This is a genomic window from Nocardia sp. NPDC004123 (genome assembly GCF_053603795.1).
The window spans coordinates 54,209-74,130 of the sequence record NZ_JBSGGG010000005.1; the positions used below are offsets into that span (position 1 = coordinate 54,209).

Here is a 19,922-nt window from a genome sequence, read left to right on the forward strand (position 1 = left end):
GAGCAGCAGATGCCCACACCGCGTTGATCTTCAGCGCCGCCGCGCCGGCCGGTCCGGTCAGCGCGGGTCGCGGCATGAGCGTGCGTTCCCGATGGATCAGCCTGTCATCCGACAGTCACCGGTAGTCACCGTGAAAGTTTGGGGTAATCCTTCCACGCCCGCTTATGGATTCGTACTGCCGTCATCTCTCCTCCATGCTTTTACGCTGCGGCACGAGGGGTTACGACCGGATCGGGCCCGTCCCCGCGCCGGATACTGTTATCGCGGTGGCGATCTCGTCCAGATCGCTCGCCGCGAGTTCTACAGCCGCCGCACCGATCCACCCATCGACCTGCTCGGCATTGCGGGCACCGACAATAGCGGCGGTAATGCCGGGCCAATTCAGCACCCACGCGATAGCTATATCAGCGACACCGACTCCGTGCCGTTCGGCTATGGGGCGCAACGCCTCTGCCAGCTGCAGGTTGGCGGTCAGTCCGCTGGTGAAGTCGGAATGCGCCGAACGCCAATCGTCGGTCGGCAGCTTTGCGGCGCGCTCGGCGCTGAAAGCGCCGGAGAGCAGACCCGATTGCAGCGGCGAGTAGGTGATCACGCCAGTGTTGTTGGCGTGCGCCCATGCGATCTCCTGGGCCGCGGACCGATTGATCGCCGAGAACGGCGGCTGAATGGAGTCGACGTGGGCGACCTTCTCGGCGCGCTCGAGAAGGTCGACGGTGTGATTGGACAGGCCGATCGCCCGCACCTTGCCCTCGGCCTTCAGCCCGGCCATGGTCTGCCAGTACTCCTCCAGCGGGGTGGCGTTGGGGGACACGGCGCCGAAGCCGCCACCGGCGTACTCCAGCGATTCGCCGGTGTCGGGATAGTGCACCTGGTACAGGTCGATGTGGTCGACCCCGAGCCGGCGTAGGGAGTCTTCGAGCTCGCGGCGCACGCTGGCGGGCTTCATAATCCGCCGAGGCGCGGCCGTCGGATTCTCCGGATCCCAAACCAGGCCGACCTTGGTGAAAACGTACGGCTTATCGGCCGTGGGGAATTCGGCGATGGCCTTGCCGACCAGTTCCTCGGAATGGCCGAGACCGTAGACGGCGGCGGTGTCGATCCAGTTGACGCCGGAGGCGATGGCGTGCCGGATGGCGGCCACCGATTGCTCGTCATCGGTGGCGCCCCAGCTGAAGCGCCAGCCGGAGCCCGACACGGCCCAGGAGCCAAAGCCGAGGCGGGTGATGTCCATGCCCGTGGTGCCGAGCGGACGGGTGGACAGCTTGTCGGTCATTCTTCTTGTCCCTCTGTGGTGTGGGTGAAGAGCCAGCGATGGAAGCGGCTGGTCAAGGCGGGCATGACAATCCAGACCATCGCCGCCACGGCAACGGGGATCAGCACGGCCAACCGAACCGGGACGGGAAACTTACTCAGCAGCGGCCCGGTGACGGTGGCGAGTACGGTGATGATCGGGTAGATACCGCAGACGGTCAGCAGCCACAACTTCCAGCGCGCGGGTTCGGTCCTGGTCATAGTTCAGGTGAGAATGTCCAGGACCAGACGCGATGCTTCGGGAAGCGTGATGTGATTCTCCGGATATGCGCCCAGGTGCCCGCCGTCCGGGAGCACGAGGGCGGTGGCTCCGAGCTCGCGGACCAGAACATCGATGTGCTCCAGCGGGTTCGGGGCATTGACCGGATCATCGATCGCTGTCAGCGCTCGAAACTGCCTGGCAGCAGCGCGGATTCGCGGCCAGTCGAATTCGCGCTCGAAGAACTCCGCGAGCAGGTCGTAGCCGACCTCGTGTACCGAGGTCGAGACCAGCACGACTCCGGCGAAGACTCCGCTCGCCACGTCGTATTGTTCGAGGAACCGCAGGACATTGACCGCGCCGATGCTGTGGCCGACCAGCACGGTGTCCTCGGCAGGTGCCGCGACTGCGCCCGCCAGGGTCTCGAGCCACGGTTTCACCCGCGGTGCCTCCGAATTCGGAAGGTCAGGGATGACCACTCGGTGCCCGGCCGCTTCCAATTCGGCTCGAAAGGTGGGGAACCAGACGCTGTCGTTCCGCGCCGCGAGCCCATGCGACACAACGATGGTACTCAAATGCTTCTCCTATTGTCTCAAAAGGGCAGTGCGGCAGGCGCATCGGTCTGCTGCAATAGCCGGGACTGGGTGAAGAATTCCCGATCCCAATGGCTGCCGAATCCGCTGTCACGGAAACTGCTCACCGGCGAGAACGGGTCTTCGTCCACGGTGTGGTGATTGACATGGGTTGTGCCGTGCCGCAGCCGCCGCGCAACGGCGAGGGCCCGCGCCCGGTCACTGCTGAATACGGCGCTGGCCAGGCCGTAATCGGTGTCGTTGGCCAATGCCACTGCGGCGTCGTCGCTTTCGACGGTGTAGAGGCAGGCCACCGGGCCGAAGATCTCTTCGTGATGGATCCGCATGTCCGGGGTGATGCCGGCCAGCACAGTCGCGGGGAAGACTCCGTCGACAGCCGGGCCGCCGCCGACCAGCATGGCGGCACCCTTGTCCGTCGCGTCGGCCACCAGGGCGGTCACCCGCTCCACGGCGCGCCCATTGATCAGGGGGCCGACGACGGTGTCGGGATGCGACGGATCACCCTGGTCGAGGAAACGGGCTCGCCGCACAAATCGGGTGGTGAACTCTTCAGCGATGTTCTCGTGCAGGATGATTCGGTCCACACTCAGGCAGATCTGCCCCGAGTTCATGAAACGGGTGAACAGGATCTCCGCAACGGCCTGCTCCAGATCCGCATCATCGAGCACGATGATCGGATTCTTGCCACCCAACTCCAACACTACTGGAGTGAGGTGTTTCCCAGCCAACTCCCCCACGATCTCTCCGACGCCGGTCGATCCGGTGAACCCCACCCGCCTGACCCGCGGATCCCCGATCAAGGCCGCCACCACCTCGGCCGCATCCTCGCGGTCGTTGGTAATTACATTGAGCACCCCGGCAGGCAGACCCGCTTCGGCCAAGACATCGGCAAGGAACAGCCCGGACGTGATCGGCGCGTCCTCGCTGGGCCGCAGCACGACCGTGTTCCCGACCGCCAACGCCACGGTCACAGCACGAATCGCCAACACCAGCGGCGCATTCCACGGCACGATCGCCGCCACGACACCGGCTGCCTCGTAGGTGATCTCGGACCAATCGCCGGTGCCGTCGTGGGGTGCCGCTGCGATCTCGTAACCGGCTACGGCCTTGGTGGCCTCGATCATCAGACGGGAGGCGCCGATAATGTTGAACCGGGCCCACTTCTGCGTCCCGCCGGTCTCGCAACGAAGTAGTTCGGTGAATTCCCCGAGCCTTTCCGCCAAGAGCCCCGCCGCCCGATCGAGTACAGCTGTGCGCTCCGTGGCGGGGAGTGCTGCCCAGCCCGGGAATGCCAGCTGTGCAGCATCCACAGCCGAGGTCACGTCAGCGGCCCGCCCTGCTGCGACCATCGCGAACACTTCGAGGGTGAACGGGTTGATATCGGAGGTCGACTTCGCAGACAGCGCCGGCACTTCCGCGCCGCCGATCAACAATCCGCGTCTGATCGGACCTGCTTGGTTGGTCATGGGTTCCTTCACTCCTCTGCAGGGGTATGTGCCGAACGCTGTAGCAACGCTCGCATTGAGCGGACTGCGGAGGGAATGACCGATCCTGCACTGCAGCCGTGCGCAGGTTGCATCACCGAAATCGCGGTTCTCGGTAATACTCGAGGGCGTGACGGCCCCGAACGAAGACCGCGAGATGGAACGATCGCCGCAGATCACCAAGTCGCCGGAGGCGCTCGAGCTGCGCCATTTACGCGCATTCATCGCGGTGGCCGGTGAACTCAACTTCGGTCGCGCCGCCGCGCAGCTATACCTGTCGCCGCCCGCGCTGAGCCGCCAGATCCGCGCACTCGAGCAGATCGTCGGGTGTGAATTGTTGCGCCGCACCACACACCGGGTCGAGCTGACCCTGGCCGGCAATGCGCTCCAGCACAGGGCGCTGGAGATTCTCGCTCAGGTGGACGAAGCCGTGTCGGCCACCCGTCTTGTAGGCGGGGAACTGGTTGCCCGCATCGCCCGGTACTGGGAGCCGGTCGGCGACCTCATCGACGCTGAATTGCAGGCGCTACGTATGGCTTTCGAGGATCTCCATGCGCAGTTCTCGCCACCGCAGGACGTAGCCGTCCGGCCGATCAATGCGGGCGGCGTGCCGAGTCTGCTACTCACGCCACCGCAACCCGCGACCGGCACCGTGCTGTATCTCCATGGTGGCGCGTACATTTCAGGATCCGCATTCGGATACCAGGCGCTCGCGGGCGCGCTGGCCGCCGCCGCGAATACCAGGACCCTGCTGCCGGATTACCGTCTCGCGCCGGAATACCCCTTCCCCGCCGCAGTGGAAGACGCCCTGCGCGCGTATCTCTGGCTCGTCGAAGGAGGCACCGACCCGGAACAGATCCTGCTCGCCGGAGACTCGTCGGGCGCTCATCTGGTGCTGTCGACGCTGATCGGGATCAAGAACCGGCAGCTCCCCGCGCCTGTGGGCGCGGTACTCCTCTGCCCCGGTGTCGATCTCGCCGGCAGTCGTCCCGGTGAGCAGCCGACCGAGCCGCAGCCCGCCACCGCCGAACGACTGCGCCAGCGATTCGTCACCGACTACCTTGCCGGGCATCCGCATGATGATCCGATGGTCGATCCGCTCGGCACCGACCTCTCCGATCTCCCCCCGATCCTCATCCAGGCGGGCACCGGCGACACCCTCCTGGCCGACGCGCACCGCCTCGTGGAGCACGCTCGACGGTGCGACGTCGCAGTCACACTTCAGCTGTATCCGGTGGCAACACACGACTTTCATATCTTCTGGTCCTTCCTCCCCGAGGCCGCCGAGGCCCTGCGCCATGCCGGTCAGTTCATTGCAACGACGACGCAGCGCGGTGCCGCCACCGAGTCGCGACCGGAGGAACAGAGCGCCTGAGTCGAGTCAGGCGCGACCACGCGGTCATCGCCGGTTGCACAAAGGCCATGCCCCGGTCTGCTGCCAGTTGCCCCAGCACCCGCCACCGATGCCCGGTCGGTTCACACGCCACTGTCACACCCGTGAACCCAGCCCTGGCAGCGTGCTCGGCCGCCCAGCCCAGGCCAGCACCAAGATCCCAGGCCCGACACCGGAACGTCCTGCGCGCCAGCACTTTCAAGTCATCATCAACGACCACCACCATCTGTTCGCGTTCGGCCAGATCGATCCCGACTATCGCGTTGCTCACCGGAACCAACCCCCGCAGCCTCGCCAAACGCGCATTCCGGTTGCGATCACCCCGGGACACGCCACTGCCGTTACCCATGGAACGTCCTTCTACCGCGATGGGCCACCAAGCCCGACAAGCGCATCAGGAGGACGTTCCCCACGTCCAGACACCCGAAGCACAGAACGCCTTTCTATGTCGCTGAGATCGGGGGTGGATTGCGGGCACCGCTCGCTGCCCCGACCACGTCGCATACGGAAGGGCAGTCCATGGCGAAGAAAATCACCATAACTATGGTGGAGGACTACGACGGCGAATCGACGGCCGACGAGACCGTCTTCTTCTCAATCGACGGCAACGACTTCGAGATCGACCTGTCGAACAAGAACGCCGCCACGCTGCGGGAGGCCATGGAACTGTGGAGCGATAAGGCCTGCAAGCTGGGTCGCTCCAAGCGCGTCAAAGTGGTTGGCGGCGGGCGCGCGCGTCTGGCGGCGGACCGGCAGGAGAGCACCGCGATCCGTGATTGGGCGCGCGCTCAGGGGCACCAGGTGTCCTCACGCGGCCGCATCCTCGCCGAGATCGTCGACGCTTACCAGCGCGCGAAGAACTAGCCGGCGCGAATCGCCGGGGGAGCCGAGAACCCGCAGACATCGGCTCCTGACCGTTCAGCCTTCGGGGGCTCGTTCCGACCACTGTCAGGTTTCACCGGTGCACGACTCAGGCCGCGCGGTATGCGGCATGTGCGGACGTTGGCTGGGCGGGATGCCCGTCGCAGTGCTCCGGCGGGACTGATCGGGCGATTCCGGCCGCCCTGAGTAGGTGTTCAAGAACCGATGATCTGACGAACGCGAACCCGGCTCGCCCTGAGCGACTGCACACCGGGGAGCCGGTGTTCGGAAGCCTGTTCATCAAGGGACTGCTTGGATCAAAGCTCGATCGGCCGCTGTCGTCGGATTTCAGCCACTCGGCTCAGCCCTGAGCACTCCGGCCTGCACGACATAGGCGTCCGCGCCGAATATCTCGGATGTCGTCATCGGGGATCAGTCGGTCCAGCTGGTGGTGTGGTGGCCGCCGCTGTCTGAGTGGCCACCATGGTGGCCACCGCTGTCGTGGTGGTGCCCACCATGGTGGTGCCCACCATGGTGGTGCCCACCATGGTGGTGGCCACCATGGTGGGGCGTGATGTCGGAATGTGAAGTTTCGGAGGAGATTCCGAAGGTGTCGAACGAACCGCTGCGGCGGCGTGGCCGTGGCCGTGAGTCGCGGTGGACGATCGCGGTGACGATTACGCGGACGGTCAGCAGCGCGAAGAAGACGGCCAGCGGCGCGAGCACCAGCACGAGGAACCCCAGCACGATGTAGACGAAAATTGTCACCGCCGCAGCGTGCGCGTGGTGCACGTGCGGCGTCAACACCGGAGACTCATCGCCGGCGAAGTGCGGGGCCAGGCAGTGTCGAGAAACGCGGCGGAAGCCGTGTGTGTCCGACAACTTACATTGACCGATTTCGGACCAATACCGCCCATGGGAACACACGACACTCGGCAATAGCGTGCACTGCCGACGGCCGTATGGCGCTCTGCCAGTTGATCTTCCGATGTCCGCGCTGGCCGGTTCGGTCCGCGCGGGATCCGGCAGTAGCGGATGTTTGAACTACCTCAGCTCTGCGGTGTCGATACATCTTCAGTGGGAGGATCGAGGCGAAAGAAGCGGCTACGACGCGCGCTTCCGTCTCGACGGATGATGGTGTCCTGGTGCACGCCGAGGTCAGTCGCGCCCAGCTTGCGGATCGCGGCCGCCGATCGGAGGTTTCGCTCGTCGGTGCGAAACCTGATCCACTTTGCCCCTTGCGTGAACACTTCACCGATCAGCAGCGCCTTCGCTCGCATGTTGATTCCAGTGCCCCAAACTGTCGGCGTGAACTGGGTTCCCCCGATTTCGACGCCCTCCGGGGCGGAAGGATCCCAGATCAACGATGTCCTGCCGACCACGCCCTCTGCTCGGCGGACGGTGAATGTCAGCCACAATCCGGCCGCCATGCTGGCCGCGATGTCCGCATCAAGCGTGCTGAAATCCTCGGGCACCGTGCGAGGTATGTGCTCCCATACACATTCATCGCGCAGCGCTTCGAACAGGTCCTCAGCGTCGGCGGAGCTGTACGACCGCAATGACACCTCGCCATCGTCGAGGCGGTCGTGGGAAAGACGTAGCGGCCAGATCACATACCGATCCTCGCAGGAGTCAGCCGATTGCTACCAGATGCACTCAACTCGGGCAGTAGCGGACGTTCCGCCGGCCTCGGATCGGCACGGCCAGTTGATCTTCCGACAACACGCGCCGGCCGGTTCGATCAGCGCGGCATGCGGCAATAGAGGATGGGTGCGGCTCTCCTGGTGACGGTTGATCAGGCGGCGAGTCGATAGTCGTCGGCGGGGACGCGTTGGCGTTCGCGGGTGAGGTGAAAGTTCCAGTAGGAGTTGAAGTCTCCGTTGCTGATGAGGGTGCGGAGGGTGAGGATGGCTTCAGCGCCGGTAAGTCCCCATCGGGAGCCGGTGATGTCGAGCCGATCGGCGACGAGGTGGCGGGCCGCTCCCTCGATCTCGATCAGTCCGAGAGTGCCTCATCAGCGGCACCGAAGTCCGCATCGACGGTGCTGCCTACACCTGACCACTCGCCCTTTCCACTGGGCGCCGAACGATTTCCTAACACCGGATGGTCAGTGCTGATGAGTCTGTCCAGAAGTGATTCCGCCACAACGGGATTGGGGAACAGCTGGCTGCCCTATTCGGTCAGTGCCCTCGCATCGGCTCTGCAGGGAAGCTGAGAGTTGCGGCCGGGTTCTTGTCGCCGGTCCCGGCTCGGATGCGATTCGGGTGGGTTGATATGGCCCCGCACCCGCATCAGTGCGCGGACTGGGGAGGGCAGGCCAAGTCGATGAGAGCGGCGACCGCGCGGGAGATCCGGATGGCGGCGTCGTCGGGGTCCGGCTGTCCAGCGTCCAGCCAGGCGATGATGGCTTCGAGGATGAAGGTGGGGATGACTTGCGCGGCCCAGGTCTGCCACGGGCCTTCGGGGGTGGCGTCCGCTAGATATCGGCGGGTGAGCATTGCCCCGTGGCTCTGGGCCAGTTCGGTGACGTCGCGGAATTCGGGTTCTCGGGGGGCGTAGCGAAACAACAACCGAAAGGCGTCCGGATCCGCGGCCGCGGCGCTGAGTAGAGCGGGAATGGATGTGCCGTCGAGCGTTTTGGTCCCGGCTGCGTCGCCGAGTCTCGTGTAGGCCCTTTGCAGGGCGGCGCGGAACAGTTCGGCCTTCGAGGCGAAGTGGCGGTAGAGGATCACCTGTGAGACGCCCGCCTCGGCGGCGATGTCCTCCAGTCCGGCCCCGGCGAACCCGCGCTGCGCGATCACCCGCGTCGCCGCGCTGAGGATCTGTTCGCGGCGTTGTTCGCGAGGCATGCGCCGGGTCTGTGCGGGTTGTCGATCTCGAGCAGGGATGCCGACCTCCTTGTTGAGGTGACAGTGTACAACCTCAGATGTTTAATGTAACTTGTACATGTGCTCCTATATAACGGTGTTGGTGAGTGCTCGATCGTCACCGTGTGCGTGTCACTTCCTCCGACCGGTGATGTGTTCACACAAAGATCCCGCGGCTGCCCAGAAACGCATCGCGGCAATCGAATCCGCCGTGCCCACCCTCATCCGATCGGTCGGGAGAACGGCTATTTCGGCCGGTAGTCGAGTCGGAGGGCGAATCTTGCCGTCTTGGGATTGCAGATTGCGCTCGCGGTACTCGGACGGCGATTCCCGGAATGCGTGTGGTCGCCCCGAGCGAGGAAGTGCGGTTCTTCGAAGGCGACTTCCTCGGTTCGCTGGTTTCCTCGACGTCACCTGGTAGCTACCCGAATCGATTGCACTGGAAGGAATTCAGTCCATGTCGCACCGTCATACGGATGGCAAAGCGAACGATGTACCTGTATTTTATTTCAACTCGACTGCAGAAGGACTCGAACCACAGCCATGTGCGGTGAGCCCATGGTCTCCCGACATGATCATCGGTCCTGCAATCTGCGGCGCTCTGGCTCACGCTCTCGACACCGAGCACTCGACGGATGGATTCTCGGCTGTACGACTGACTATCGACCTGTTCCGACCCGTGCGATGGAGCCTGCTGACACTGGAGACCACCCGTGTTCGGGACGGCAGCCGGATACGGGTGGCAGACTCGATCGCTACACAGGATGGGAGTGCCGTTGCCCGAGCTTCGGCCGTTTTCCTTCGGCAATCGAGTCAACCGCCTGGCATCATTTGGATGCGAACCGATGTCCCGATGCCACCGCCGGGAGTGGACCCGGCAGTCCCCTCGATTCCACACTGGGGAAGCGATGACAGTGATCGATGGACGACCGATCCCATCGATCACAGCAATGGCAGCCGGAAACGGACCTGGCAACATGCCGCTCCCCTCTTCGCCGACCATCCGGGATCGACATTCGCGCGCGTGGCGATGGTGGCCGAATCCACCAGCATGTTGACGAATTGGGGAAACAGCGGCATCGGCTTCATCAATACAGATCTGACGATGGCCATTTCCCGTAGGCCCCAACAAGATTCGGGCATCGGCTTGGAAGCGGACAACCACATCAGCAGCGGCGGTATCGCCGTGGGGACGGCCACACTGTACGACGAGCAAGGCATGTTCGGAACCGTTATCACCGCAGGGGTTTCCAGTGCCGCGCGGCAGATCGATTCGACCAAACTTCAGGAGGCGATCCAGCTGCCGACACGGGGTGGACGGGCGTCCGGTATCTCATGACTGACGGGCGCACGAAAACGTATGCGGCCTTTGCGGGTTCGTGGATATTGCCGGTCGTGGACGAGAGGTTGCCCGATAGACCCGAACCATACGCGGCCGGTGAGGCAGTCTGCGCCTCCGGCAGCGTTCTGAGCTCAGCCGACATTCGCATTTCTACACAGGGGAATTCACGGTGACGACGATCGAACGAAATCCGTGGGGTGCACTGGCTGCGCTCTGCGTGGGTTTCTTCATGATTCTGCTGGATATGACCATCGTCGCGGTGGCCAATCCTTCCATCATGTCCGGCCTGCATACCTCCCTGACCAGCGTGGTCTGGGTGACCAGCGCCTACCTGCTCACCTACGCGGTGCCGCTGCTGGTGACCGGCCGCCTCGGCGACCGATACGGGCCGAAGAATCTGTATCTGGCCGGTCTGGTCGTGTTCACGGCGGCGTCGCTGTGGTGCGCGCTGGCCGGCAGTATCGAGTCGCTGATCGCGGCCCGGTCGGTGCAGGGCCTCGGCGCGGCCCTGCTCGCGCCGCAGACCATGGCGGTGATCAGCCGGATCTTCCCGATCGAGAAGCGCGGCGCGGCAATGGGTGCGTGGGGTGGTGTCGCGGGTGTCGCGACGCTGGTCGGCCCGCTGCTCGGCGGTGTGCTCATCGACGCCGGCGGCTGGCAGTGGATCTTCTACGTGAATCTGCCGATCGGGGTGATCGGTCTCGCATTGGGCGTGTGGCTGATCCCGGATCTGCCGACCACCGAGCAGGGTTTCGACATTCCCGGCGTGGTACTGGTCGCGATCGGCATGTTCGGTTTGGTGTTCGGACTGCAGCAGGGCAATGCCTATCACTGGGCCGGATGGGTGTGGGCGCTGATCGTCGGCGGGCTGGTCGTGCTCGCGCTGTTCGTGGTCTATCAGGGCCGGGTGCGCAGCGAACCGCTCATGCCGCTGGGACTGTTCAAGGATCGCAACTTCGCGCTCGGCAATGTGGCGATCGCTTCGCTGTCGGTGGGCATGACCGCGCAGATGGTGCCGTCGTTCTTCTATCTGCAAGAGGTGCGCGGACTTTCGCCGACCAAGGCGGCGCTGATCTTCGCGCCCATGGCGATCGTGACCATGTTCCTGTCCCCGGTGGTGGGCCGCTTCACCGACAAATTGCATCCGCGGCTGCTACCGACCTTCGGTTTCGGACTGTTCGCGGTCGCGGTGTTCTGGTTCACCCGCCTTGCCACCCTGCACGGGTCGCTGGCGCTGATCTGTGTGATGGCTGGGCTCTGCGGTGTCGCCGGTTCTTGCATCTGGGCACCGCTGACGGCCACCGCGCTGCGGAACCTGCCGATCCAGCAGGCCGGTGCGGCCGCCGGCATCTTCAACAACAATCGCCAGCTGGGCTCGGTGCTGGGTAGCGCGGGCATCGGCGCGTTGCTGGCCGCGCGGTTCTCGGCGCACGGGCTGCCGTCCACCGGTTCCTCGGAAGGTGCTGTGGCAGGCGGTCTTCCGGAGATGATCAAGGTGCCCTTCGCGCTGTCGCTGACCGATTCGCTGTATCTCACGGTGCTCTGTCTGGCGGTGAGTGCGATGGTGTCGGCCTTCTTCGTCGCGGGCAAGCCGGTCGCCGCGCCGACCACGTCGGTGAAGTCGGAGGACGAAAGCTCGGCCTTCATTCCATAGAATTTGCTGAACGTTATTTGCGCCGCTCGGCGGGTGATTGGTCGTTGGGCAGCAGCTCCGCCAGACCCGCTCGGTCGAGCCGGTTCAGCAGTTCCGGGGTGAGCTCGTCGACGGTCAGCGCTTTCGTGTGTCGGTAGTTACGAGGCTCGGGCTCTCGGCCGTGGTGGCCGCGACCATCGCGAACGCACCGAAGGCCGCGCCGCTGCTCATGACCTGGGTTGAACACGAGTCGCAGATGGATGCGGTGACCGCGGTGTCGGGTTCTGGGCCCGCGTGGCCATATCCCGGAACTGCACGAGGTGGTGAACGCTTTCGCCGCGCGACGAGCTGACGACGGCGGTCGTCATCGATGACCTGCCCGCGGACCGCACCGGCGAGGCGTTCGCGAAGGCCCTCGGTATCGGCGACGGCGCACTCGGGATGCGTCGAAGTGATCATCGTCCGCAGCAGCCACCGCCCGGCACTATCGCGTGCCGACGCGATAATGCCGGGCCGCTGTTGTCAACGCCTGTTGCATCCGGGTCAGGACACGTTGGTCAGCGGCAGCATGCCCCGCTCACCGAAGACCTTCTTCGCGACCAGGGTGGCGTTGATGGACCTCGGCATGCCCGCGTAGACGGCAGTGTGCAGCAACGCTTCCGAAATTTCGGTGGGGGTGAGTCCGACGTTGAGTCCCGCATTGATGTGCACGTCCAACTCGATCTCGCAGCCGCCGAGCGCCGCGAGCACGCCGAGGGTGACCAGCTGCCGGTCGCGGGGCGCGAGTTCGGGTCGGTCATACATATCGCCGAATGCCCAGGCCACCACCTGATGTCCGAGCTCAGGCGAGGTGTCGGCCAGCGACGCCACAATCCGTTGTCCTGCTTCGCCATCGACGCGGTTGAGGACATCGAGGCCGTGGGCGTAACGCTGTTCGCGGTTCATGATTTCTCCTTGGACGATTCGGTCGGTGTGACTGCTCAACTGTCGCGCACCGAACGACCGAATTAGCCCCACAGGCATTGGTAGCTATGCTCCCTATGCTTGGGAGGTATGAATTGATGGAGCTTCGACTGCTCGGCTATGTGGTCGCGATCGCCGAGGAAGGCACGGTCAGCGGCGCGGCGCGGCGCTTGCACGTGACCCAGCCGACCTTGAGTAGACAGGTGCGCGAACTCGAAAGACGGCTCGGCGTAGCACTTTTCGAGCGGGAGGGACGTGGGCTGACGCCGACCGCGGCGGGAGCGGCCCTGGCGCGACGAGGCGCCGCCGTCCTGGCCGAAGCCGACGCCGCACTCGAGGATGTTCGGCTTGCCGCACAAGGGATGACCGGACGGCTGACCGTGACCTTCGCCGGATCCGGCATCAATGGACCGCTCGGGGCGGTGCTCGGCAGGCTGCGCCGGGAACTGTCCGGGGTGGACCTGCGGCTCGAGGAAAGCTTCAGCGATGCGGAGATGTCCGCCGGTGTCCTGGACGGCCGCTACGACATCGCCGTACAGCGACTGCCTGCGCGCGACGCCCGTCTGGCGACCCGCGTCTGGTGGACCGAACCGCTGACCATGTTCCTCCCCGCCGCCCACCCCCTCGCCCACGCGGTCGGACCGGCACCGCTATCCGCACTGGGCCAGATCCCATTGGTCATCTGGCCACGCGAGGTCTCCTCCCGTTCCTACGACGAGGTCATCGCGCTCTGCCATCGAGCCGGGGTGGTCCCGCGCATCGGCGCCGAAGGCCGAAGCGCCCAAACACTTTTGGCACTGGTAGCCGCCGGATTCGGCGCCGCCGTACTAGCCGACTCGCACCGCGCGTTACGCCGTGTCGGGGTAGCCCCGAGACCGCTGGCCGACACCTCGACGTCGCTGCATGTTGCGTGGCGTACGGACGATCCGAGCCCGCTGGTCGCGCGGTTCCACGGCGTGCTTGCCCAACACAGTCAAGAGCGCGGAAACGCCGACGGCAGTGCGGAAGTGACCTATCCCAGCCACTAGGAGCGAATCAACCGCGCACGATACTGCTGTCTGCTGTCCCCATTTCGCTGAGCCCGAACCTGCCTCGCACGGCAGTGATCTGGCACAACCGGACCGTCGATGCACCCATCAAACGATCGCTCATCGCATACGACCACGAGAAATCTGTCGTCTACGCTGTTGACGTGCCTTACGCGCTCGCCCCGGACGATTGCGAGATCTACTACGAAGTCCATGGATCACAGGGAACTCCTCTGGTTCTGCTCGCGGGGCAGGCGAACACGCATCACTGGTGGGATGCGGTGCGCCCTGACTTCGAGGGCGTCCATCAGGCTGTGGTGATCGACTGGCGAGGCACCGGACGTAGCGCCAGACCCGATGACGATTCCTACAGCACCCGCGCCTTCGCTGCCGATGTGTTGGCTGTTCTCGACCACCTGGGCATCCAGCGAGCGGATGTCTACGGGACCTCCATGGGTGGCCGCGTCGCCCAGTGGCTCGCCGCCGATCATCCGGACCGGGTAGAAGCGCTGGTGCTCGGCTGCACATCGCCGGGAGGTGCGCACAGCGTCGAACGGAGTCCCGTGGTGCGCCGCGCCCTGAGTCAACCGGACGCCGCAAAGGCTCGCCGCGCGTTGCTGGAACTGATGTATACCCCCGCCTACCTAGCTGCACACGTCGGGCCCTACCACACCCTGGGCGACCCGACGATGCCGAATCACGCCCGCCGCCACCACCTGCGCGCGAGCGCACAACACGACGCATGGGAAGTGCTGCCGCGCATCATCGCCCCGACACTGATCGTGCACGGGTCCGACGACCGGTTCAATCCCACAGCCAATGCCTCGCTTCTCGCAGGCCGGATCCCGCATGCCCGAATACATCTCATTTCCCGAGCCAGACACGCCTATTTCGAGGAATTCCGGTCGAGCGCCAGCCCACTGGTACTCGACTTCCTCGATCAGGCCCACCACCGCCAGTCCTCGCGTCATCAGGTCGTGTCTCCCAATGATCAGAGCCATTCGACGATGAGGGCCGGGACGGATCCGGCACGGTAGGTGGTCGCGAGCTTGTCGTAGCGGGTGGCGACTGCTCGCCAGTGTTTGGCCTTGTTGCAGGTGCGTTCTATGACGTTGCGCCGCAACAGAGTTCGATTCGACTTCGCCGAAGACAACGCATGATCTCGCGATGGCGGCCGCTTCGAATACTGAACGCCATCGTGGTCCGGACGCTCGGAACCGATTTGCCGGTGATTCGTGTCGAACTCGCGGCGATCAAGCCCTCTGCTGCGGCAACGACGGAGCCGAGACAGGCATCGATCTCACCCTGGGTCGCGATGACGCCTCGAAGAGTCGGGTTTCGATGTCCTCTCGACTGACTCACCAGCGTATTCCCGTATGCGGCAATAGCGCTCGCGCCTGAACTGTCGGATCAGTTAGGGTCGGCGCTGGTGCCGGACCGCAGACTGGCCCGTCGGTTCAATTGGGAGTTGGCAGTGAGTTCGTTGTTCGCGGTGTTCCTGCCGCTCGCGCTGGCACTGGTGATGTTCGGTCTCGGTTTGACGTTGACCACGGCCGATTTCGTTCGGGTGCTTCGCTATCCGAAGGCAACGGTGGTGGCGCTGGTGTGCCAGATGGTCGTGCTACCGACGGTGTGCCTGGGCTTGGTCTACCTGTTCCGGCTCGACGGTGCGGTGGCGGCGGGTATGTTGCTGCTCGCGGCGTCACCGGGCGGACCCTCGGCGAATTTGTTCAGCCATGTCGCGGGCGGCAATGTGGCGCTGAACATCACGCTGACGGCAGTGAATTCGGTGCTGGCGGTATTCACCCTGCCGCTGTGGGTGGGTCTGTCGTACGCGCTGTTCCTCGACGGTGACGCCGGAATCGGCCTGCGCCCCGACAAATTCGCGCAGGTATTCGCGATCCTGCTGGTGCCGGTGGCGCTGGGCATGTGGGTGCACCACCGCTTCCCGGACTGGTCGCTGCGGATGCGCGGCACCGTGAAGGTGGCATCCATCGTGGTGCTGGCATTGGTGGTCCTGGCGGCCGTGGCCCGCGACTTCCACACCCTCACCTCCCACATCGGCGCGCTCTCGGCGGTATGCCTGTCGCTGGCGATCATCGGCCTGGCGGTCGGCTACTACGTGCCCCGACTGTTCCGAATCGAGACCGACCAGGCCATCGCGGCCGCGATGGAGATCGGAATCCACAACGGCGCGTTGGCCATTGCCGTGGCCACGTCAGTGCTGCACAGCACGGCGCTAGCGGTGCCGGGCGCGGTGTACGGGGTCCTGATGAATCTGCCTGCCGCGGCGGCGGCGTACTTGTTCGCCCGGCGTAGTCGGCCTGCGCCGGTGCCTGCTGCCGTTTGAGGGTAGTTGGACCATACGATCGTGACGCGGTCATGTCTTCTCTCGGGAGTGCTCTTGACCGGCGCTCCCGGACGACCTATCGCCCGACCGTGCCCCCTGAGGGGAGCACCCATGTCGATACTGCGTTCACGGGTACCACCTCCTCGGTCTCCTGCACGATCTCCGGAAAGCTAGCAGTGGTCGCTGTAGTCCGCCAACAGGTTTTTCGGTGGCTCTGCGACCGGATGAATCGTTCGGAATGCACTCAACTCGGCAGTAGCGGACGTTCTGCGGCGCACCGTTCCGGCCGCCGGCGCCCCGCGCTGGCCGGTTCGGGCCGCGCCTTGTTCACCGCTGCCGCCACGCGATCGCGACCGGCCTCGGTCAGTCCCTCGATCACACCGTCGATATCCGGCTGAGGGCGATTCTGGCTGAGTTTGAATTTGGCCTCGATATGAGTGATCGCGACCTCGATACCGACGATGGCGCGTAGTTGGCCGGAAATGAACTGCGGTGGCGCGTCATCGACTGACCATGGATTCGGGCGGCCGCCCTCGTGTCGTTCAGTGAGGTCGCGGACGAGTTGGTCAACCCATTCCGGATCATCGTGCACGATGAGGCGGCCGTACACGTGTGCGGTGACATAGTTCCAGGTAGGTACCGCGCGCCCGTGCTCAGCCTTGCTCGGATACCACGACGGGGAAACGTAGGCATCAGGACCGCGAACGATGACAAGAGCCTCACCGGTCACCGTTCGGCGCCATTGATCATTGTTGCGGGCCAAGTGCCCGCGCAGAGCCCGTGATTCCGGGTCGTAGACGAACGGCAGCATGGTGGCGACCAGACCGTTCGGTGTCGCGGTGATCAGATCCGCGGCGCCGTGGTTGGTGAGCAGATCATCCACGGCCTGCGCGTCGGCGGAGAAATGCGTTGGAACATACACCTACTCAGTCTCGCTGGTCCGGATTGATCTTGACCAGAGATGCATCTGATATCCGCAACTCGGCATGGGCGGATGTCCCTGGGCCGCTGTCGATCTCGCCGCCAGCGGTACCGCGCTGGCCGGTTCGGTCAGCGCAGTATGCGGCATTATCGTGCATCGGCAGAAGCGGACGTTCCGCCCGTGAAACCTTGGCGAAGTGGGCGGCTCAGAGCTTGTGGAATTCGCCTGGTCTTCGAACAAAGCGACTCGATCGATCCGGTCCAGTTGCGAAGGCCGTCAACGCCTGTCACTATCGGCTCTCATGATCGGAAGAATCGAGTTCTCCACCGCGCGGTGAGCGCGATCACCGGCTCGGCCCAGCCCAGCCCCCGGACCTCCTTCTACAACCATGCTCTTGCTCTTGCGCGGAGATATCCTGGCATTCCACTGCCTCATGAAGGCAGACCGTATCCGGACGCCGAACGACGAAACATTCGCGTGGGAAGTGACGACAGGGCCGATCACCGGGGCACCCGTACGAGCCGCCTGATCGATGAATACTTCAGCGTACCAAGGGAACACCGCGACATCGAACGGCTCTGCCGCGAGATCATCGAGTACGACATCCAGATTGCCCTCTGGCCGTCGATGGCGGAGGCAATCAGCCGCGTGGACCCTGGTCAAGCGCGCGAGCTCGGCCGGCGTCTCACCCGCACCAGCATCGACGAGAACCCCACAGTGCTCGGCATGGCGATACTCGCCGCCGTCGGAACTGAAGAAGACGTCTCGCTGATCCAGACGATCGGATTGCTGTCCAACACCTTCGGACTCCTGGCCGCCCAGGCTCTCGCGCGGCTTCCCGATGCCACGACCAACCTCATCTGGCTCGCCGACCGCACCGCGGGCTGGGGTCGCGTGTATCTCGTCGAAACCATTTGCGAGCTCAACGATCCCGCAGCCGAACAGTGGCTACTACGCAAGGCCTGCGATGGCGACTACCTCAACGGCGAATACGCGTACAAGGTTGCCTGTGCCGTCCCGATCCACCAAGCGATAGCGGCACCAGATGCCGACGAGGCTCTCATCGACCACACCGGAGACCTGATGTCCACGCTGGTCTGGAGTGACGGCATGGGCGGCACCATCTGGGACTACGAACACGCCGAACAGGTTCTCACCGACTACCTCTCGCACATGGGCGTGCTCGCACCAACCTTGATTCGATATCGCTGGTTATGGGTTCTCGCCTGCTTTCTGGACGGTAGCCCGAACCTGACACCACCGAACTGGGCAACCCTGGGGTCGCTACGAACCGGCTACTGGTCACTCCTGACCACCCCGCCATGGCATTCCGTCCTCATTGATGCATCCACCAGCAGCAACGAACCAACTCGCGAATGGGCGTTCCGGATCCTCGACGAGTTGCGCCAACATGCCGCCCACAGCGGAGAATAACTGCCCCGCAACCACATCGCCGACCCTTGCATCAGGCCGCAGGTCCTGGTGGTCATCGGCGTTACGGTGCGTCTGGCCGGCCGCGTCCTGGCCGGTCCGAACGGCCTTGTAAGCGGCATGAGCGGACGTCGAAGTGATTTCAGTCCGGCTGTTCCGTCGCAAGGTGCAGGCACAAAATGTCGTAGGCCATGGCAAGGTCATCTGCCCACGCCGCATCGTGGTCGCGCTCGAATGCTGTGAGCAAGCGGTTGCGTATTGTTTTGCGGTACAGCCAAGCAGCCGTCACCTTGTGACGGCGATCAGCGTAAATGTAGCTGTTGACCAATAGCGCAAGATGCCGATCGGCAGCCGGGCCGAGGACTGTATCCCAGGTCGCGAGGAACGGGTCGACGCCGTCGCCGGTCTCGTCGACAGCAGCGAGAAAATCGGCCGCATCGACGAACGCCCCGGTCTGTGAGGGGAACTGTGCCAGCAAGGCCCGCCACACCGTGGCGAGATACTCCTCAATCGCCTGCTGCTCGACGGAGGGCCATGTGCGCCACTGCTCTTGCGCCAGCTTGGACAGAACGATGTACGGGTCGAGCTCACGGGAGGTCACCAGGCGCTCAAGCAGCAGAGGCAGCAGGCTTTTCACGTCCGTGCGGCTACCAACCGTGGTGCCCAGCCTCATGGTCAGCGAGAACAGATCGTGCTCGTCGACCAACGTCGTAGGCCGGCAATGAGGACAACCGTCGAGCACTGCTCGATGCGGATACGGTGAAAAAGCTTGACCGACCCGCGTCAGGGTGTTCGCGAGCGCTGCATCCACCTGCCCAGACTAGCGCTACAGATCAGTTCGGCACCCTCTCATCGGCATGAGCGCACGCTGCCGGCGGTCGTACCGTGCTCTGCCCGTTGATCTTCCGATGTCCCGCGCTGGCCGGTTCGGTCAGCGCGGTATGCGGCATTACCGTGCGTTTCCTCAGCAGTGTTATGCATGTGGGTTCGGTTGCCGAGATGGGTTAGTGCACCGTCTACGAATCACGGTCGCCGAAACCCGGCAGATCGAACACGTTCAGGCACGCCGGCACCGCCCGGATCAGTGCTGGGGGTAGACCCGAGAAGCACACGCGTGCAATGGATCTCGGCGCGTTCTCGATGATCGACCACTACCGCGATGATGTCGTCGCGCGTACGGGAACTGATGCCGGGAGCAGGGGTGCACGTGGTTCTGGACCATGTTGGCGCGCCCGTGTTCGCGAACGCGATCCGCTAGCTCCGGCACTACGGCCGATACGTGAGCGCCGGGGTCACCGCAGGTCATCTCGCCGAGCTCCATCTCGGACGGGTCTTCTAGCGAGGGCTGTCGATACTCGGCGGTGTGGCGACCCAACGAACAGCGGGTTCGGCAGGTGCTCATCGAGCTGTTGCGCCTCGTCCAGTAGGGGGCGGTGACACCCTCTGTGCGCCAGGTATTCTCGCTCGAGCGCATCGCAGATGCACACCACCTGATGGAATCGTCAGATTTCTTCGGCAAGATCGTCCTCTCCGCCTGAAAGCAGG

At 64.4% G+C, this 19,922-nt stretch carries 19 protein-coding genes and 2 pseudogenes; 10 read left to right on the forward strand and 11 right to left on the reverse strand.

The features are described from left to right. Positions 1-220: 220 nt before the first annotated feature. Genes ACWEQQ_RS08425 through ACWEQQ_RS08440 form a run of 4 tightly spaced genes read right to left on the reverse strand, consistent with a single transcriptional unit; the run spans position 221 to position 3,569 of the window. Positions 221-1,273: an aldo/keto reductase gene (locus ACWEQQ_RS08425; protein ID WP_452347761.1), complete on the reverse strand. Its 1,053-nt coding sequence runs from the start codon at positions 1,271-1,273 to the stop codon at positions 221-223. Further along, on the reverse strand, positions 1,270-1,512 hold the full coding sequence (locus ACWEQQ_RS08430; RefSeq protein ID WP_452347762.1) for a hypothetical protein: 243 nt from the start codon (positions 1,510-1,512) through the stop codon (positions 1,270-1,272). The genes ACWEQQ_RS08425 and ACWEQQ_RS08430 overlap by 4 nt, the downstream gene beginning before the upstream one ends. A gap of 3 nt (positions 1,513-1,515) precedes the next feature. Beyond that, the gene (locus ACWEQQ_RS08435; RefSeq protein ID WP_452347763.1) at positions 1,516-2,085 is read right to left on the reverse strand and encodes an RBBP9/YdeN family alpha/beta hydrolase; all 570 of its coding nucleotides are present in this window, start codon (positions 2,083-2,085) and stop codon (positions 1,516-1,518) included. 17 nt (positions 2,086-2,102) lie between these two features. Continuing rightward, on the reverse strand, positions 2,103-3,569 hold the full coding sequence (locus ACWEQQ_RS08440) for an aldehyde dehydrogenase family protein (protein ID WP_452347764.1): 1,467 nt from the start codon (positions 3,567-3,569) through the stop codon (positions 2,103-2,105). Between the two features lie 148 nt (positions 3,570-3,717). Between ACWEQQ_RS08440 and ACWEQQ_RS08445 the strand changes: the two genes are divergently transcribed. Both ACWEQQ_RS08445 and ACWEQQ_RS08450 read left to right on the forward strand, forming a co-directional pair. Next, positions 3,718-4,962 (forward strand): alpha/beta hydrolase fold domain-containing protein, encoded by a 1,245-nt coding sequence (locus ACWEQQ_RS08445; RefSeq protein WP_452347765.1) that lies wholly within the window; start codon positions 3,718-3,720, stop codon positions 4,960-4,962. A 537-nt stretch (positions 4,963-5,499) separates the two neighbouring features. Further along, on the forward strand, positions 5,500-5,844 hold the full coding sequence (locus tag ACWEQQ_RS08450; RefSeq protein ID WP_452347766.1) for a histone-like nucleoid-structuring protein Lsr2: 345 nt from the start codon (positions 5,500-5,502) through the stop codon (positions 5,842-5,844). A gap of 429 nt (positions 5,845-6,273) precedes the next feature. On the opposite strand, the gene ACWEQQ_RS08455 is transcribed toward ACWEQQ_RS08450, so the two are convergent. The 4 genes and pseudogenes from ACWEQQ_RS08455 to ACWEQQ_RS08470 form a co-directional block, all read right to left on the reverse strand. After that, entirely contained in the window at positions 6,274-6,609 is a 336-nt protein-coding gene (locus ACWEQQ_RS08455; RefSeq protein ID WP_452347767.1) for a hypothetical protein, read from the reverse strand. Between the two features lie 281 nt (positions 6,610-6,890). Further along, positions 6,891-7,454: a GNAT family N-acetyltransferase gene (locus tag ACWEQQ_RS08460; protein WP_452347768.1), complete on the reverse strand. Its 564-nt coding sequence runs from the start codon at positions 7,452-7,454 to the stop codon at positions 6,891-6,893. 182 nt (positions 7,455-7,636) lie between these two features. Next, positions 7,637-7,831: pseudogene (locus ACWEQQ_RS08465) on the reverse strand (ISKra4 family transposase); the annotation flags it as partial. Between the two features lie 301 nt (positions 7,832-8,132). Then, positions 8,133-8,690 (reverse strand): TetR/AcrR family transcriptional regulator, encoded by a 558-nt coding sequence (locus ACWEQQ_RS08470; protein WP_452346329.1) that lies wholly within the window; start codon positions 8,688-8,690, stop codon positions 8,133-8,135. Positions 8,691-9,165: 475 nt separating this feature from the next. Here ACWEQQ_RS08470 and ACWEQQ_RS08475 point away from each other — a divergent pair. The 3 genes and pseudogenes from ACWEQQ_RS08475 to ACWEQQ_RS08485 form a co-directional block, all read left to right on the forward strand. After that, positions 9,166-9,495: pseudogene (locus ACWEQQ_RS08475) on the forward strand (acyl-CoA thioesterase domain-containing protein); the annotation flags it as partial. Between the two features lie 48 nt (positions 9,496-9,543). Beyond that, positions 9,544-10,047, forward strand: a complete 504-nt coding sequence (locus ACWEQQ_RS08480; protein ID WP_452347945.1) for a hypothetical protein — start codon at positions 9,544-9,546, stop codon at positions 10,045-10,047. A gap of 232 nt (positions 10,048-10,279) precedes the next feature. Continuing rightward, positions 10,280-11,704 (forward strand): DHA2 family efflux MFS transporter permease subunit, encoded by a 1,425-nt coding sequence (locus tag ACWEQQ_RS08485; protein ID WP_452347946.1) that lies wholly within the window; start codon positions 10,280-10,282, stop codon positions 11,702-11,704. Positions 11,705-12,226: 522 nt separating this feature from the next. Here the strand turns inward: ACWEQQ_RS08485 and ACWEQQ_RS08490 are convergent. Beyond that, positions 12,227-12,628, reverse strand: coding sequence for a carboxymuconolactone decarboxylase family protein (locus tag ACWEQQ_RS08490; RefSeq protein ID WP_452346331.1), 402 nt, complete (start codon positions 12,626-12,628; stop codon positions 12,227-12,229). A 116-nt stretch (positions 12,629-12,744) separates the two neighbouring features. Here ACWEQQ_RS08490 and ACWEQQ_RS08495 point away from each other — a divergent pair, with 116 nt between their 5' ends. From ACWEQQ_RS08495 to ACWEQQ_RS08505, 3 genes are all read left to right on the forward strand, one after another. Then, the gene (locus ACWEQQ_RS08495) at positions 12,745-13,674 is read left to right on the forward strand and encodes a LysR family transcriptional regulator (RefSeq protein ID WP_452347769.1); all 930 of its coding nucleotides are present in this window, start codon (positions 12,745-12,747) and stop codon (positions 13,672-13,674) included. Positions 13,675-13,838: 164 nt separating this feature from the next. Further along, on the forward strand, positions 13,839-14,711 hold the full coding sequence (locus ACWEQQ_RS08500) for an alpha/beta fold hydrolase (protein ID WP_452347947.1): 873 nt from the start codon (positions 13,839-13,841) through the stop codon (positions 14,709-14,711). 437 nt (positions 14,712-15,148) lie between these two features. Further along, positions 15,149-16,024: a bile acid:sodium symporter family protein gene (locus ACWEQQ_RS08505; RefSeq protein ID WP_452347770.1), complete on the forward strand. Its 876-nt coding sequence runs from the start codon at positions 15,149-15,151 to the stop codon at positions 16,022-16,024. Positions 16,025-16,268: 244 nt separating this feature from the next. On the opposite strand, the gene ACWEQQ_RS08510 is transcribed toward ACWEQQ_RS08505, so the two are convergent. After that, positions 16,269-16,946, reverse strand: coding sequence for an FMN-binding negative transcriptional regulator (locus ACWEQQ_RS08510; RefSeq protein ID WP_452347771.1), 678 nt, complete (start codon positions 16,944-16,946; stop codon positions 16,269-16,271). A gap of 477 nt (positions 16,947-17,423) precedes the next feature. Here ACWEQQ_RS08510 and ACWEQQ_RS08515 point away from each other — a divergent pair, with 477 nt between their 5' ends. Further along, a complete protein-coding gene (locus ACWEQQ_RS08515) occupies positions 17,424-18,380 on the forward strand; it encodes a hypothetical protein (protein ID WP_452347772.1) in 957 nt (318 codons plus the stop codon). 139 nt (positions 18,381-18,519) lie between these two features. On the opposite strand, the gene ACWEQQ_RS08520 is transcribed toward ACWEQQ_RS08515, so the two are convergent. Beyond that, entirely contained in the window at positions 18,520-19,188 is a 669-nt protein-coding gene (locus ACWEQQ_RS08520) for a hypothetical protein (protein WP_452347773.1), read from the reverse strand. Positions 19,189-19,810: 622 nt separating this feature from the next. Between ACWEQQ_RS08520 and ACWEQQ_RS08525 the strand changes: the two genes are divergently transcribed. Next, the gene (locus ACWEQQ_RS08525; protein ID WP_452347774.1) at positions 19,811-19,915 is read left to right on the forward strand and encodes a zinc-binding dehydrogenase; all 105 of its coding nucleotides are present in this window, start codon (positions 19,811-19,813) and stop codon (positions 19,913-19,915) included. Positions 19,916-19,922: the final 7 nt, after the last annotated feature.

Excerpts from the sequence above, each read along its gene's own strand:
- ACWEQQ_RS08425 (WP_452347761.1), bottom strand. The coding sequence starts at position 1,273 with ATGACCGACAAGCTGTCCACCCGTCCGCTCGGCACCACGGGCATGGAC.
- ACWEQQ_RS08430 (WP_452347762.1), bottom strand. The coding sequence starts at position 1,512 with ATGACCAGGACCGAACCCGCGCGCTGGAAGTTGTGGCTGCTGACCGTC.
- ACWEQQ_RS08440 (WP_452347764.1), bottom strand. The coding sequence starts at position 3,569 with ATGACCAACCAAGCAGGTCCGATCAGACGCGGATTGTTGATCGGCGGC.
- ACWEQQ_RS08450 (WP_452347766.1), top strand. The coding sequence starts at position 5,500 with ATGGCGAAGAAAATCACCATAACTATGGTGGAGGACTACGACGGCGAA.
- ACWEQQ_RS08470 (WP_452346329.1), bottom strand. The coding sequence starts at position 8,690 with ATGCCTCGCGAACAACGCCGCGAACAGATCCTCAGCGCGGCGACGCGG.
- ACWEQQ_RS08480 (WP_452347945.1), top strand. The coding sequence starts at position 9,544 with ATGCGAACCGATGTCCCGATGCCACCGCCGGGAGTGGACCCGGCAGTC.
- ACWEQQ_RS08485 (WP_452347946.1), top strand. The coding sequence starts at position 10,280 with ATGATTCTGCTGGATATGACCATCGTCGCGGTGGCCAATCCTTCCATC.
- ACWEQQ_RS08490 (WP_452346331.1), bottom strand. The coding sequence starts at position 12,628 with ATGAACCGCGAACAGCGTTACGCCCACGGCCTCGATGTCCTCAACCGC.
- ACWEQQ_RS08495 (WP_452347769.1), top strand. The coding sequence starts at position 12,745 with ATGGAGCTTCGACTGCTCGGCTATGTGGTCGCGATCGCCGAGGAAGGC.